The following is a 15101-nucleotide window of genomic DNA, read 5'->3' on the forward strand; positions in this document are numbered from 1 at the left end:
GACTGATGAGTAACCTTTTCCAGAACCACATGGCCAAATCAGGCCCCGTTGAATGCCTTGGGCAATCGTTCCCGAGTGATGAGGCCCGTCGCGAGCATTATCTGAAGTTGCTTGCGGAGAGGCTTAAAGATCCGGAATTCCGAAAGATCGAAGGATTTCCGATCGGTTCAGACGAAGACATCCTGGCGCTTTCTAATCCTCCCTTCTTTACGGCATGCCCTAATCCCTTCATTGGCGATTTTGTGCGAGAATATGGCACCCCTTATGAAGGCGGCGCATCTTACAGCAAAGAGCCGTTCGCTGCAGATGTGAGCGAGGGGAAGAATGACCCCATTTACAACGCCCACAGCTACCACACGAAGGTGCCGCATAAGGCAATTATGCGATACATCCTTCACTACACGCAGCCCGGCGACATTGTGTTTGATGGATTTTGCGGAACCGGAATGACCGGGGTTGCCGCCCAGCTCTGCGGAGACAGGAGGGCCATCGAGTCGCTTGGTTATCGCGTGGATCGCGACGGGAACGTACTCGAACACACACAAGAGGATGGATTAGGCACGTGGAAGCCTGTTTCGAAGATTGGAAAGAGGCGTGCTGTACTCAACGACTTGTCCCCTTTCGCGGCCTTCATTTCCTCGAGATATAATGATTTCAGGCCAAGCGACTACGATTCTAATTCGACTCTCGATGAACTCATGGGTAACGGCGCAGAGCATCGCGAGCTGTACGTTACCGCAGGTCCAAATGGCGATGCCAAGCGGCCGATAGATTACATCATATGGTCTGAAGTGTTCTCGTGCCCAAGCTGCCAGCATGAGGCTTCGCTGTTTGATTTGGCAGTCGACCGCTCGACGGGTGGAATGCGGGATGAGTTTTCCTGTCCCTCTTGTAGCAAGGCGCTGAAGAAGGAAGATCTTGAGCGCGTATGGGTGTCCACCCTAGATATCGACGGGAAGTCGCTACTCAGGGAGCCAAAAACGGTACCCGTTGAAGTGGTTGCAGATGTCTCAGGTCGAACGACCCGATTCAAGCCGACAGAGTACGACTTAAACCTTGCAAGTTCCTTTGATGACGCCCCTTTAAATGGGGTTCCTAACGCCGCGTTCCCGCATGGACGTCAGACTAGAAAAGTGAAAACAGGATCTGGTATCGGGAAGATCCACCAGATGTTTACTCGTCGAGGACTTCGGTTCCTTTCTGATGCCTGGAAGAGTGCGGCATCTCGGTCATCCACCAGATCAGGTAGAGCTGCTCTGTTCCTTTTGACGGGAACTATCACACTTATCTCCAAGCGTGAGCGATACCGAGATGGCTCTGGGAAGGGTGCCCAATCCGGGACCCTATACGTGCCTTCTCTACAAGTAGAAAAAAGTCCCTACGATGTTCTTGATCGCAAAAGGCGCTCCTTTGTTCGCTTGCCGCTAGAGACGGATCCCGATCATTCCGTAATTACGACTGGATCAAACTCCGATGTTCGCACGATCCCGGATAACTCGATCGAATATATATTCACAGACCCGCCGTTTGGTGAATCGCTCCAGTACGCAGAGCTAAATTTCTTTCATGAGGCATGGCTGTCGGTAAGGTCATCCATAGAGAACGATTGTGTACTGAACTATGTGCACAAGAAAGATCTGTCTTTTTACCACTCCCTGATGAAAAGAGCTTTTTCAGAATCATTTAGGGTATTGAAGCCAGGGCGTTGGATAACGGTAGAGTTCTCAAATACGCAAGCAAGCGTTTGGAATATCATCCAAGTGGCACTACAAGAATCAGGCTTTGTGGTCGCTAATGTGTCTGCTCTCGATAAGAAACAAGGCAGCTTCAATTCGGTCACTACCACTACCTCTGTTAAGCAGGACTTGGTCATTTCCGCGTACAAGCCAAATGGCGGCTTGGAAGATCGCTTCATTTCGGTCGGCGGAAGTGAGGAATCTGTTTGGGATTTTGCGCGGGCCCACTTGAAGTACCTTCCTGTCGTCAAGGCAAAGCATGGCCAACTAGAGTTCATCGCGGAGCGAGATCCCAGGATAATCTTCGATCGCATGGTGGCTTGGTTCGTGCGCCACAACACGCCTGTTCCGATGTCCACTAACGAATTTCAGTCCGGCCTCGTGCATCGATTCGTCGAGCGCGATGGAATGATTTTTCTTCCTGACCAAGTGACAGAATATGACAAGAAGCGGTTGCAAGCTGCCATCGCTCCTCAGATGGAGATGTTTGTTTCAGACGAGCGAAGTGCGATCGACTGGCTATCAGATTTCCTAAAGCGTCGTCCTTCAACTTATCAAGAAATCAGCCCTGAGTTCATGGGCCAGCTTGGCGCAGGTTGGAAAAAGCATGAGGCTAAACCTGAGTTGTTACCCTTACTGGAGGACAACTTCCTGAAATATGACGGCAACGGCGATGTGCCCAGCCAGATCCACAGCTACCTGTCCACAAACTTCAAGGACCAGCGCGGGCTGGAGAAAGACGACCCGCGGCTGAAGGTCAAGGCGAAGGATCGCTGGTACGTCCCCGACCCGAGCAAGGCGAAGGACTTGGAGCAGAAGCGCGAGCGTGCGCTGCTAAAGGAATTCGAGAACTACAAGTCCGCTCCCGGCCGTCGCCTCAAGGAGTTCCGCCTTGAGGTGCTCCGCGCGGGCTTCAAGACCGCGTGGGCCGGCAAGGACTATAAGACCATCATAGGCCTCGCGCAGAAAATTCCCGAGGAGGCGCTGCAGGAAGATGAGAAGCTGCTGCTCTGGTATGATCAGGCGCTCACCCGCATGGAGGCCGATGCGTGACGCATGCGGACGGCGGACATCGCATTGGCGCGTGGTGCTGGCATGAGAGACATGCCGCACCCTGCCGTGTCGTCGACCGGGAGGAGATCTGGGGCGAGACCGCCTATCGGGTCTGGCTGCCCGGCAAGGATACCGTCATCCGCGCCCGTTCACGCGACCTGAGCCCGCTCGACGCCGTCCAGCCGACGGTCGAGCAGATCCTGCACACCGCCGCCGCGGCGAAGCTGCTGGACGCACTGGAGAACAACCTCCTGCTGGCGCCGATCCAGTCGAGCGTCGTACCGCTGCCACACCAGCTTTATGCGTTGAACCGCGCCATGAGCAAGGATCGGATCCGATACCTGCTTGCGGACGAGGTCGGCCTCGGCAAGACAATCGAAGCCGGTCTCATCCTTCGCGAGCTCAAGCTGCGCGGCATGGCGAAGCGGATCCTTGTCGTGGCGCCGAAGGGGCTGGTCCGGCAATGGCGGGCCGAGATGCGCCTTCATTTCGGAGAAAACTTCCAATACATCGAGCCCTCGGAACTCTCCGCCTTCCGTCAATGGCGCAGCGACGAGGAAAACCTCTGGCGGCTCCATGATCAGGTGATCTGCTCGCTCGATTCCGTGAAGCCACTCGAGGGCCGCCGCGGCTGGAGCCTCGAGCAGCTCAGCACCTATAACAGGGAGCGCTTCGAGGACCTGATCTCGGCCTCGTGGGATCTGGTCATCATCGACGAAGCCCACCGCATGGGCGGCAGCACCGACCAGGTCGCCCGCTACAAACTGGGCGCTGCATTGGCGGAGGCGGCACCTTACCTGTTGCTCCTCTCGGCGACGCCGCACCAGGGAAAGACCGACCAGTTCCTTCGCCTGCTGCAGCTGATCGACCGGGATTCCTTCCCGGATGAGAACAGCGTGACGAGCGAGCGGGTGCGCCCGTTCGTCGTGCGCACGGAGAAGCGCGTTGCGATCGACGCGGAAGGCAAGCCTTTGTTCAAGCCGCGCATGACGCGGCTCCATCCGGTTGCCTGGGAGGACCGCCACGCGGCTCAGCAGAAGCTCTATGAGGCTGTCACGGACTATATCCGCCACGGCTATAACCAAGCCATGGACGCGAAGCAGCGGCACATCGGGTTCCTCATGATCCTGATGCAGAGGCTGGTAACCTCCAGCACGGCCGCCATCCGCACGACGCTTGAAAAGCGGCAGGCCTTGCTGGGCCAGCCGCAGCTCCAGCCATCACTGTTCGAAGCGGGCGACGTCGATGAGTGGGCGGAGCTCGACGGCCAGACCCAGGTGGATCTCGCCATCCAGGCCAGGGGCTGGGAGATGGAGAAGGCCGAGGTCGACACGCTGCTTGAACTGGCCCGGTCCACTGAGGCTCAGGGAACTGACGCCAAAGCCGAAGCACTGCTGGAACTGATTTACAAGGCTCAGCAGGAAGAGAACGATTCTGAGCTGAAGGTGCTGGTCTTCACCGAATTCGTGCCGACGCAGGCGATGCTCGCGAATTTCCTGGAAAGCCGCGGCTTCTCGGTCGCCACGCTTAACGGGAGCATGGATCTCGAAGCACGCGCGAAGGCCCAAGAAGTTTTCTCCCGCGATGTCCGTATATTGGTCTCGACCGATGCGGGCGGCGAGGGCTTGAACCTTCAATTCTGCCACGTCATCGTCAACTTCGACATGCCGTGGAATCCGATGCGCGTTGAACAGCGCATTGGCCGAGTCGACCGTATTGGGCAGCCGCACATCGTGCGCGCGATCAACTTCGTGCTGGAGGAGACGGTCGAGCATCGTGTCCGCGAGGTCCTGGAAACCAAGCTGGCGGTCATTGCCGAAGAGTTCGGCGTCGACAAAGCCTCCGATGTGATGGACTCTGTCGAAACAGAGCCGCTGTTTGATGCGTTGTTCGTCCACGGCATCCAGAACCCCGACGCAATCGAAAGCGAGTGCGACACGGTCATATCCCAACTTCGATCGACCCTTGCGGAAAGCCGCAAGAGCAGCGAGCTCTTGTCCGACGGCCACGAGCTTGATGCAGACGGTGCCCGAAAGTGGCGAGACCACCCGGCGCAGTTCTGGCTGGAGCGGGCCATCACAACCGGGTTGCCCGCGCGTGGCGGAAAAGCTGCCAAGGAAGGTGACGCATGGCAGGTGCGTTGGGCCGACGGCAGCGAGTCAGCCAAAGTTTGCTTCGACGCGAGAACAGCAGAAGGCCGCCCCGACGTCGAGTGGGTGACGCTCGAAGATCCCCGCGCTCGGGCGTTGATCAGCGATCTGCCGCGCTGCGTTTCGGGTCAACCGCTGCCGACAGTCCGGATTGCAGGACTTCCTGACAGCGTCCGTGGCGCATGGTCGCTCTGGGAGATAAGCCTGTCCGCCGATGATTTCAGCCGGCGGCGTTTCCTGCCCGTGTTCGTCAACGACGAAGGGCGTACCTTCCTGCCGACAGCCAAGCGGATCTGGGACCTTCTTCTTACGGAACATGTCGAGCGAGTAGGGGCAGTCGCTGCGGGAGATGCCGATGACGGGTTTGATCGGTCAAGGAATGCAGCTGTCGCTCATGGTGAACGCATCTTCACGGATCTGGTCCAAGAGCACAGGACCCGGGTCCAGGAAGAGCGCCAACGCGCCAAATATGCCTACGAAGCGCGACATCAGGCAATCGGCCGGATCGGCCTCCAGACGGTCCGGGATTTCCGTCGCAAGCGTCTGCAGTCCGACCATGATACCCGTATGGCCCAGCTCGATGCTGCCGAGGCATACACGCCCGATCTCAGTGCCGTTCTCATGTTGCGCGTCGGTGAACCGGCACCCGGTGCATCATGAGTGCCTGGACCGACCGCATACTGCAGGAGTTTCCGGCCGACCTGTCCCGCTTCTGGATCGCCTGCGACCCGGACGACCTTCTGTTGGATGAGCGCATCCTTCACAGTCTTCGGGAGCGGGGCTTCGAGGCGTTGCCATTTGAAGACTCTGTTGCCTTCAGGACAGAATATGAAGAGCGCTACCGGGCAGCTTGGGACCGCGGTGAGGAGGGCTCTGCAAAAGCGCTCATCTTGCAGCTGCGCGGGACCGATCTTAACGCGCTGCCGTGGGACTACGTCCGTATGGGACGAAAGGTCGGCCTCAGCCTGGCCGATCTATTTCCCAAGCTGAGCTATGGCGTACTCCGGCAGATCGACACGGAGTACCACGACGCCCTGTTCCTGGCGCACAACAGGCACACCACTCAGCCGCTCGGAGAAAGCGCGACCAAGGATTTCATACTCACCCACATCTTTCGCATCAGCCCCTACCTGCTCAGCAGGCCCGAGGACTTCTGGCGGGAGGTTCTGCGGCTGCACTACCGCGGAGCCGGGCTGCCGGATCTGCTCGCGCGGCATGTTGCGGCAGTATTGAAAGACACGCTCCTCGGCGAACTGCCCGTTGCAGAGCTGCTTTCGTCGAAGAGCTACATGGTGCGCGCCGTGCAGGAGGCGTGGAGTCGATTCTTATCGCAGTACGGGATCCAGAACGATCGTTCATCGAACGACGGAACGACAGAGGCGCTCGAACCGGTTTCGGTCCCGTTTGAGCATCCCGATGTCAGGGTCATCGTCGACACGATGTTTCTCGAAGGAGCCATTCAGCCGGTCGGTGTGCAAGGGTCTCTCCCGCCTGACTTGCCGGGGTGGATCAATGTGGGGCTGGTTGAAGATCCTCACGCGCTTGGCAACCTTATATCCGAAGGTGTGAAGAGGATCGCTGCCGACCTGCCCTCGGTCGAATCTTCGCATCGCGACTGGGTCGAGCTAGCGCGCCGGCTTGGAGAGGTCATCTCCCGGTTCAATAGTCTGAACGCGCAAATTGCTGAGCCGATACAACAGCAGGTCCGCGCGCTGCAGCGCGACGTGGACGAGCGTTTAAAAGACTGGCTGTTACAGCATTTCGCAGACCTGCCGTCTCTTCCTGCCGCGAAGGGGCCCGTGATGGTCCATCATGTCCCGCGGTATCTGGCATTGCGCCGGAGCGCGGGCGACGAACGGATTGCGCTCCTTGTATTCGACGGCATGGCAATGGATCAATGGATCCAGGTCCGAGAGTACTTGGCGGCAAGCGTGCCCGGTTTTTCGGCGGATGAAGGCGGATGCTTCGCATGGCTGCCCACTCTGACCTCTGTCTCGCGACAGGCTCTGTTCTCAGGTCTTAGGCCCCGTGAGTTCCAGAACTCGATCGAAACCACGTCTCAGGAACCTTCTCTGTGGACCCGCTTTTGGCAGGAGAACGGACTTCACAAATCGGAGATCATCTATCAGAAGAGCCTGAAGCGGACTGAGCAACTGGCTGAGTTGGAGGAGGCCATCGCCAGGCCGACAACTAAGGTGGCCGGAATAGTCGTCGATATGATCGATGAAATTGTTCACGGGGCGATGCTCGGGAAACGAGGCATCGCAGGGCAGATCCGTGCGTGGTGCGAAACTGGTTTTATCGAGAAGCTGTTCCTGCTTTTGGCCGAGCATGGGTATCAGATCTACCTCACAGCTGACCACGGCAACGTGGATGCGGAAGGCATTGGTCGGCTTAGCCAAGGTGTGGTGTCTGAGTTGAGGGGCGAAAGGGTGCGAACCTATCGCAATGAAACCCTAGCAGCGTCGGTACCGCCAGAAATCGATGCCTTCCGGTTCAATAGTCCTGGACTACCGACAGACTTCTTGCCGCTATACGCGGGCTCGCGGGGAGCATTTGTTCCGAGAGGAGAACAAATCGTTGCGCACGGCGGGGCATCAGTTGAGGAGCTGATTGTCCCTTTCATAAAGATAAAGATATCGAGAATGACTTCATGAGCTCGCCGTCCCCGCAAATCGGTTTTGACCGCTTCATTCAGTTGGACTGGGCTGTGACCGCGCTGCGCATCAGGGCGGGCGTGGCCACTATTGAAGCTCTCACGGAGGTACTGGAATCGTCGCACGCTGGGCCGGCAGCCAGGAAGAAGACCAGAACTGTACTTAATCGCCTGTGGCTGGAGCCGCGGCCTGATCTTGTCGACTTTGCAAATCGCGGCGTGCAAATCTATCGCGACGCACCCGATACCACCGCGCCCGGGCTGACCTGGGGCATGGCACTCGCCACTTATCCCTTCTTCGGAAGAGTGGCGGAGATCGTCGGGCGGCTGACGGCGCTACAAGGCGATTGCACCTCCGCAGAGGTCCATCGGCGTATGGCTGAGATCTATGGAGAACGTGAGGGCACTCGCCGCATGACCAATATGGTTCTGCAATCTCAGGCGAGCTGGGGCGCAATCGCGCGAGTCGATAAAGGTCAGCGGATCCTGCGCAAGGAGGCGATCGATCTACACGGGGCGCCAGTTGCTGCTTGGCTGGCCGAAGCGTGCTTACGATACAGCGGACGTGCGCTCGCCTTAGCGATCATAGAATCGAGCCCCATTATCTACCCATTCGTGCTTGGTGGCTCGACGGCCTACCTCCTTTCTAAGGCACCGGCACTTGAAATGCGGATGGACAGTGCCGGCAGCCAAGTCATCGGATTGTCGAATTCTAGCCGCTAAGGGGATTGCCCAAGATTGCTTTCCTGCTGACGTGCCAACGATCTAATCTCAAGCGCCGCTGTGATCATGATACACCTATGAGTGGCCCGAAGGCGTCGATGCCCTACCGCCCCAACACTGACTTTATGGTGTGACCGCCGCCATAGATGGCGAGCCAGAGGCCGGCGAAACCGAGCAGGTGCTCCCACGGGATCGGGACGATAGATGTACCGGCGGTTGCGTTCACAACCGGCAGGATCACGCCGTTCCACGACCAGAGGAACAGCAACATCCACGACATGGCCGGGCGCCATCCCCATGAGAAGACGCTGCCGCGCTGATCCTCACGGTCCAGCATGTGGTCGCGCTGCGCGGTCGCCATGGTGAGATAGCCAACCCACTCGGCGCTCCGTTCGCGCTCGATCGCCTGAACCTTGGTGGCGGCTTTGGGGTCCGCCTCGATCGCAGCTTTCAATGCTTCCGGTGTGGGCTGAGCACCGAAGGCCTGGGCGAGCGCCTCAACCACCTGTGCGGAAGCTTCTCCAGCGATCCCGCCGACATTGGTGCGCAGGATCGAGCCGAGAATGGGCGCGCCAAGGCTGACTAGAACAGGAGCAAGGGAACTAAGCATTTGCGGCCTCACGTGCGTAGGCTGTGGCGCGGTGGGTGTTGATCACTGCGCGGATGATGAGGAAGGCGAGCGCCGCGAACGCGACGGAGACGATGCCAGAGAGGATCCAGTCCCCGAGCTGCGCGCCCTGATCGATGGAGATTGCGCCGCCTCCACCGGCGCCAGCCGCGGCCCCGGTCTGCTTACCCGCCTGAGAGCGCGCCTTGTCCGCCTCGTCACCCAGTTGCTGCTTGACCAGATCGCTGTTGTCGTTCGCGGCCGTCAGTGCCCAGGCCACGCCCTTGGCCTCGATATCAGCGACGCGACGCGCCCAGCCGCGGCCGAAGGTGTTCCAGATATTCAGCGACCGCATGAAGCTGAGCCGCGTGGCGCAGATGCGCTTGACTGTCACATGGTCCGGCCCGCCGATCGAAGCGAGCAGCCATTTGCGGCCGCGCGAGACGCCGGAGTTCACCGACGCATCGTAGGTGGCGAGATCGACGCCGGTCGCCAGCGTTGGGCCGCCGCTGGGCACCCAATACTGCTCGAAGTAGATCTGCTCGGCTTCGGCAAGCGTGATCTGACGAACCGGGCGGATCTGCTTGCCGTGCTGGCGCAGCCAAGCGTGGTACACGGCTTCGGTCACGCCATACATCGTCTTGCCACCTGGATCGGCGGGATGGTCAGACCATCCGCCCTCCCATCTCTTCGTCACGTCATGGCAGCGCCGGAACTTGGCCGTGCTCATCGCCGGTTCTCCTCTTGATGCTGGATACGAAAAACCCGCCTCGAGGGCGGTGCGGTTGGCCAATCGGGTTGGTTGGTGCGCCTACGGAGTGCCGCCGAAGATCTTGAGCTTGATTGCGATGCCCGCGAGCAGCGCAAGCATGATCCCGGTGGTGATCATCCGCACCGAGGTCTGCACCGCTGTCCGCCGCACAAGCCGGATGCATTCCAGCAGCGAGCGGATGTCACGGATATCGAGTGCGGCTTCCTTGCCCTCGAGCCCGACGTCTGCGAGCGCACGTTTGGCGCCTTCTTCGGCAGCGCGCGCCAGCATCGCCTCGAACTCACCCTCTGGAATGCGAACGAAGCCTTGATCGGAACGGGGTGGTGTCATCATTTCTCCTTTCCCGCTCATCAGCCGACCTTCGCACCCCAGAACGAGGTGTGATCAGCGGCGAAATAGCCATCGGCAACGCGGAAGGCGCCCTGCAGCTCAACCGTGTCGCCGGCGTTGAGCGGCACCATCGTCTGAAGCCAGAGCGCGGTAGCCTCGGAGACATGGGGCCCCGAGATTTCCCCGAAGGTGCCTCTGATTTCAGTGGCGGCATTGAGAACCAGTCGGCCGCGCATCCGGGCTGTTGTGCTGGAATTCACCTTGTAGAGGAGCGTCGCGCCGAACAGGTAGGTGCCGGCGACCGCCGCCACGAAGCGGTTGTTGGCAGCGTCGAAGGCACCCTGGTCGTTATAGTCGGTGTTGTTGATGCCAATTTTGGTCCAGGTGTCGACGGCTACGTAGTTGTCGTAGTTCGTAAAGCTCTTGAAGCGCGGCAGGCGCGGCTGGTCGACGACGCCGTTGGCGTTGTCGACGATGAACCCGTCGAAGAAGCTCGAGCCATCCGCCGACACGGCAAGCCTGAACTTGTCCGAGCCGAACAGCCCCAGCAGTGCTTTTGTGACGTAGGCGGTCTGGAGGGTGAGCCCGAGATCATCGCCCGCCGCCTCCTTGTTCATCGTGTAGAAGAGATCGCCGCTTCCGCCTTCGCCGACGGTCCTGGCTGTCCAGAGCGCGGCGTTGAGCTTGGCGGAGAACGGATTAGCCGCGTCCGCTATGGTGCCTACGCCAACCGACACCAAGTTCTGCAGGGCCGCAGGGGTCGTGCTCTTCCATTCCGAGCCGTCATAGACGAGCAACAAATTCTCATCCTCGATCCAGACCCGCCAACCTGCCCGAGGCGGCAGGCGCAGCCAGGCGCCGTCGGTCCAGAGGGCGACGTTCAGGTCCCAGGTCGCCCAGTCGCCGGTGGCGCCAGACCCTACAATGTAACGGTCGCCGTCGGCCGGAGAACCGGGCGGCGCGGTCAGGTCCCGATCAAGGACCGAGAGCTGCACGAGCCCATCGAGGAGACGAAGCGCCTCGTTGTGGGTTACGTGCTTCTGGGCCTGCGCCGCCAGGATGTAGGGCAGCAGCAGATGGGTCGTGGCGTCGGACATGAAAGGCTTTCAGAACGTTAGCGTGACGGTCTTCGGTGCACCCCGTCCCACAAGGGCTGAGAGCTGGAATATGCGGACGGTGAGTGTGTTGCCGGGCTCAAGCAGTCCGCCCCAGTCGGCGGTCTGCTGTGCGGCGGTGTAGGTGACGCTCGTGGTGCCGGCACTCAGGACGCGCTTCACCGTCGCGCCGTGGAGGATCTCGACGTCGTATCCCTCCAATTCTTCGGCGAGCGGCACCTCGAGAGCGCCCCAGCTGTCGGCCGCAAGCGCGCGAGACCGGCGCGTCCAGCGGATCGTGAGATCGCCAGGTGCGCGAGGCGTGCGCCACGGCTGCTCGACATGGGCGGCCGAGAACGGACGAAGGCCGGCCCCCTCCGGCGTAAAGCTCTGCGCGATGAAGGTTTCGTCGCTCACAGGCCGGCTTGCCGGGCCGATGCGCCAGTTCCACGGAACGCCCAGGTCAGCCTCGGCAATCGGCAGGGGCGCGATGCTCCCGTCGAGTACGACAACCCGAGCACCAGCGGGCGCCGGATTGCTCATAGCGCCCTCAGTGCCGCGCTGGCCGCGAAGGAGCCGCGTCAAGCGATATCGGCTCGGCGCGGTGAGCTCGGCCGATCCCGCCTGTACGATCTCCCAGACGCCCGCTGCGCTCTCGATGGCAAGCGCATTGGCGCCGCCGAACAGTGTCAGGTCAGTGACGCTCTCGAGCGTGCCCGACAGCATATCTACCACCAGCACATTGCCCAGATCAAAGCGCGAGGTTGGCCCCGACCAGAAATCGAACGCCAGAACGCCGATGCGCGCTCGTGTTCCGAAGCTCGTCAGCAGTTCAAAGCCGTCGGTTGCAGGGCTCCGGAAAACGGCCATTTGGCCCGGCCAGGGAACGGCATGGGCGGCAACAAGCGGCCGATGCGCAGGCTGGTCCTCGGTCAGTTGAGGTAGATCGAGCAAGACCGCCACTGGCGCGCCGAAAACAACGGCCCTCGACAGCGCCGCGGGGCGTGGCGAACCGGGCGGCAGATCGTAGGCTTCCCGGTCCTGACGGAGAGCCTCGATACTCCGTGACTCCGTGTCAGCGGTCGAGACGAGGCGCAGCGAAACCCCACGCCCGTCATGAACCAGCGTGATGACGTCGGCCGGATCGAGCGCCAGCCGCGACGGCGGCAGGCGGAAGACGGCGCTCTCGCGCCCGGTCCATGCTTCCATGAGCGCGCGACGGCAGCGCCGCTCGGCCTCCTCGGGCGGCACGGCGAACGGGAAGCTCTCGGAGGCGATGCGGCTCGTATCCACGGTGATGCGCCGGGCCTCGACCAGTGCGGCGTCGTAGTCCTCGTCGGCGCGGGCCACCTGCCACTTCAATGCCTGCGGCAGTTCGGTCTCCTGCCCGCGGGTGAGTTCGAGCGCGTCGCCCTCGCGCGCGGCGACTACATCGTCCGCCGTCACGCTGGCGACCGCTGCCCGCCCGCGCATCATGAAGCGGATCACGCCTTGGGTCTCGACGGCATCGAAGCCGAAGTGGCGCGACAGCGTGGTGATCGAGGCGCGCGGGCTTTCGAGCGCGCCGATGGCGTAGCCCTCGATCGCACCCCACAGGCCGGAGACGTCGATCCTCTCCTCGGGCATCCCGGCGCGCAGGCAGAGATGGCGGACAAGCGCGGCCAGCGATACAGCCCCGAGCCGCCCGGTCAGCCAGTGTCCGAGCCGCCAGTTCGGCCCGTCCGTCCAGACGTCGGTGAGCTCGGGGAAGAACGGATAGGGCCGCGCATCCCAAGTCCAGGCGGCGCATTCGGGAACGTGCACCATCCGGTCGCCGTAGATCGACGACACCGGGTTGTTCGCGTCATCGCCCCAGAAGAGATAGGTCGCCTCGAGATAGGCCCTCTGTATCGCGTCGTCGCGCCAGCCGCGCGAGAAATGCGGCACGAAGCTCTCGGAAGACTTCGGGTCGAAGAAAACGTTCGGCTGGTTGGTGCCGCGGTCGATAGCCGGGCAGCCGAGTTCGGTGAAGCGGATGGGCTTCAGCTCCGGCACCCAAACAGTCGAAGTAGCGCTCTCCACCCCACCGGGACGATCGAAGTGCGGGTTGGACCACCAGCTGCGGAGATCCTTGTAGCGGAAGACCCATGGCTTGCCGGCAGCGCCATCGGTGATCGGTGTCCGCACCTGCGAAGACCGATCCAAGTCGGAGGCATAGAACCAGTCGAAGCCTTCGCCGCCCGCGATGTTTGCCTGCAGGTAGGCGCGGTCATAGATCGCGGGCCAGCCGTTCTCCGCGTCGAGATGCTCGAAGCCATCGCGCCAGTCGGACAGCGGCATGTAGTTGTCGATGCCGACAAAATCGATCTGCGGGTCGGCCCAGAGTGGGTCGAGGTGGAAGTAGACATCGCCGGATCCGTCGGCCGGCTGGTGCCCGAAGTATTCCGACCAGTCGGCGGCATAGCTGACCTCCGTTTCTGTCCCGAGGATGGACCGCACGTCGGCAGCCAGATCGCGGAAGGCCTGCACCGCCGGATAGGCGCTGGCGCCCGAGCGGATCGTCGTCAGCCCACGCATTTCCGTGCCGATCAGGAAGGCGTCGACCCCGCCCGCAGCCGCGCAGAGATGAGCGTAGTGCAGCACCATGCGGCGCAGACCCCAGTCGCCGGAGGCACCGATCCACGAGACGGTCTCGCCAGACACCGCGAAGTCGGACGAACTGGCCCAGCCGAAGAACGCCGCGACCTGTGTGCCCGCCGTGGCGGTCTTGTCGACGCTGCCAGCATAGCCGGCCGCGGGCGAACAGGTTATCCGGCCGCGCCACGGGAAGATGGGCTGGCCAGTCTCGGCGGTGTTGTCCGAATACGGGTTCGGTAAGGTGTTCCCAGGCGGAACATCCATCAGGATGAAGGGATAGAAGGTGACGCGCAGGCCGCGAGCCTTCATCTCCTTGATCGCCTGCACCACGGCGAAGTCGGCGGGGGTACCGCCATAGACCGGCCGGTCCTTTTCATCGCGGCTGACAAGATGGGCAGCAGATCGGCTGACGCCGTTAACGCTCCACGTCTTTGGGCTCGTGGCCTTCTCGGTATATTCGACGCCGGGCCTGATCTGACACTGTCCCGCGCGCAGGTCATCGCCGAACCACGCGACGACCAGGCTGACGCTTTCGACCTTCGGCGCCATGGCCTGCAGCCGGTCGAGCGCCACCATCATGTCGGCGGTGTCTGAGAGTGCGTTGAGGTTCTCGGGCGTCTGAGTGCCGCCGCTCCCCTTGCGAATTCCTTCCGTCGCATAGGTGAACTCGCCCGAGGCCGGGATCATCGTGACCGCCTGCGTCAAACCCTCAGCGGTGTCGGGATCGGCGAGCGGCCGGAAGATCTCGAAGGAGAGCTGCGGCAGACGGTTGCCGTAGTTTCCGAGCGGAAGCTCCTCGAAGACAACGTAGGCGGTACCGCGATAGGCGGGCGTGCTCGCCGCGCCCATCTTGGCCGAAATGAATGGGTCGGCCGTCTGTGTCTCGTCGCCTGGATACCAGCGCCAGGTGATCCCCGCAGTATTAAGCAGCTTGCCGTCGGCCCAGATCCGACCGATCCCGGTGATCGGACCTTCACACACGGCAACTGCGAAGGAGGCATCGTAGAGATACTCGGTGGTCCTGACCTTGCCGCCGCCACCACCCTTGCCGCCGCCCTGCGTGGTCGTGTTGATCTCCTCGCGGAAGTCGGTCGCCCAGATGATGTTGCCGCCCATCCGCATTCGTCCATAGACACGCGGGATGACGGCTCCCTCGGTGGACGACGTGATGCGCAGGCTGTCGAGCCGCGGGCCTTCGATCCGCTGGGTGGGCGCCAGCGAGGAAATGATCCAGCTGTCGACGACCGAACCGATGGCGGAGCCGACGAAGCCGCCAATCGTCGCCGCGCTCACGCCAAGGATGGCGCCGCCGATGCTGCCGCCGATGGCAGCGCCAGCCACGCCGAGAACGAGAGTTGCCATGG

At 61.4% G+C, this 15101-nt stretch carries 9 protein-coding genes; 4 read left to right on the forward strand and 5 right to left on the reverse strand.

All coding sequences use genetic code 11. The annotated features are described in order from the left end of the window. The first annotated feature begins 5 nt into the window (after nucleotides 1–5). From ASD31_RS18790 to ASD31_RS18805, 4 genes are read left to right on the forward strand one after another with little or no spacing between them, the layout of a single operon-like run. A complete protein-coding gene (locus ASD31_RS18790) occupies nucleotides 6–2789 on the forward strand; it encodes a DNA methyltransferase (RefSeq protein ID WP_056337420.1) in 2784 nt (927 codons plus the stop codon). Then, complete coding sequence (locus ASD31_RS18795; RefSeq protein ID WP_056337423.1) at nucleotides 2786–5599, forward strand: DEAD/DEAH box helicase; 2814 nt, start codon at nucleotides 2786–2788, stop codon at nucleotides 5597–5599. The genes ASD31_RS18790 and ASD31_RS18795 overlap by 4 nt, the downstream gene beginning before the upstream one ends. Further along, nucleotides 5596–7596, forward strand: coding sequence for a BREX-3 system phosphatase PglZ (gene pglZ / locus ASD31_RS18800; RefSeq protein WP_056337426.1), 2001 nt, complete (start codon nucleotides 5596–5598; stop codon nucleotides 7594–7596). Before ASD31_RS18795 ends, pglZ begins: the two co-directional genes overlap by 4 nt. Then, on the forward strand, nucleotides 7593–8318 hold the full coding sequence (locus ASD31_RS18805; RefSeq protein ID WP_056337429.1) for a hypothetical protein: 726 nt from the start codon (nucleotides 7593–7595) through the stop codon (nucleotides 8316–8318). The genes pglZ and ASD31_RS18805 overlap by 4 nt, the downstream gene beginning before the upstream one ends. A gap of 103 nt (nucleotides 8319–8421) precedes the next feature. On the opposite strand, the gene ASD31_RS18810 is transcribed toward ASD31_RS18805, so the two are convergent. From ASD31_RS18810 to ASD31_RS18830, 5 genes are all read right to left on the reverse strand, one after another. After that, entirely contained in the window at nucleotides 8422–8928 is a 507-nt protein-coding gene (locus ASD31_RS18810) for a 3TM-type holin (RefSeq protein ID WP_056337432.1), read from the reverse strand. Beyond that, entirely contained in the window at nucleotides 8921–9655 is a 735-nt protein-coding gene (locus ASD31_RS18815; protein WP_056337435.1) for a glycoside hydrolase family 108 protein, read from the reverse strand. The genes ASD31_RS18810 and ASD31_RS18815 overlap by 8 nt, the downstream gene beginning before the upstream one ends. 81 nt (nucleotides 9656–9736) lie before the next feature. Further along, nucleotides 9737–10027, reverse strand: coding sequence for a DUF6127 family protein (locus ASD31_RS18820; protein WP_056338200.1), 291 nt, complete (start codon nucleotides 10025–10027; stop codon nucleotides 9737–9739). 20 nt (nucleotides 10028–10047) lie between these two features. Continuing rightward, a complete protein-coding gene (locus tag ASD31_RS18825) occupies nucleotides 10048–11124 on the reverse strand; it encodes a DUF2793 domain-containing protein (RefSeq protein WP_056337438.1) in 1077 nt (358 codons plus the stop codon). Nucleotides 11125–11133: 9 nt separating this feature from the next. Next, entirely contained in the window at nucleotides 11134–15099 is a 3966-nt protein-coding gene (locus ASD31_RS18830; RefSeq protein ID WP_056337441.1) for a baseplate megatron protein TIM-barrel domain-containing protein, read from the reverse strand. Between the last annotated feature and the right edge of the window lie 2 nt (nucleotides 15100–15101).

Source organism: Rhizobium sp. Root482, from assembly GCF_001426565.1.
GTDB lineage: Bacteria > Pseudomonadota > Alphaproteobacteria > Rhizobiales > Rhizobiaceae > Pararhizobium.

Coding starts and splice junctions, on each gene's coding strand:
- ASD31_RS18790 (WP_056337420.1), top strand. CDS start 6: ATGAGTAACCTTTTCCAGAACCACATGGCCAAATCAGGCCCCGTTGAA.
- pglZ (WP_056337426.1), top strand. CDS start 5,596: ATGAGTGCCTGGACCGACCGCATACTGCAGGAGTTTCCGGCCGACCTG.
- ASD31_RS18805 (WP_056337429.1), top strand. CDS start 7,593: ATGAGCTCGCCGTCCCCGCAAATCGGTTTTGACCGCTTCATTCAGTTG.
- ASD31_RS18810 (WP_056337432.1), bottom strand. CDS start 8,928: ATGCTTAGTTCCCTTGCTCCTGTTCTAGTCAGCCTTGGCGCGCCCATT.
- ASD31_RS18815 (WP_056337435.1), bottom strand. CDS start 9,655: ATGAGCACGGCCAAGTTCCGGCGCTGCCATGACGTGACGAAGAGATGG.
- ASD31_RS18820 (WP_056338200.1), bottom strand. CDS start 10,027: ATGACACCACCCCGTTCCGATCAAGGCTTCGTTCGCATTCCAGAGGGT.
- ASD31_RS18825 (WP_056337438.1), bottom strand. CDS start 11,124: ATGTCCGACGCCACGACCCATCTGCTGCTGCCCTACATCCTGGCGGCG.
- ASD31_RS18830 (WP_056337441.1), bottom strand. CDS start 15,099: ATGGCAACTCTCGTTCTCGGCGTGGCTGGCGCTGCCATCGGCGGCAGC.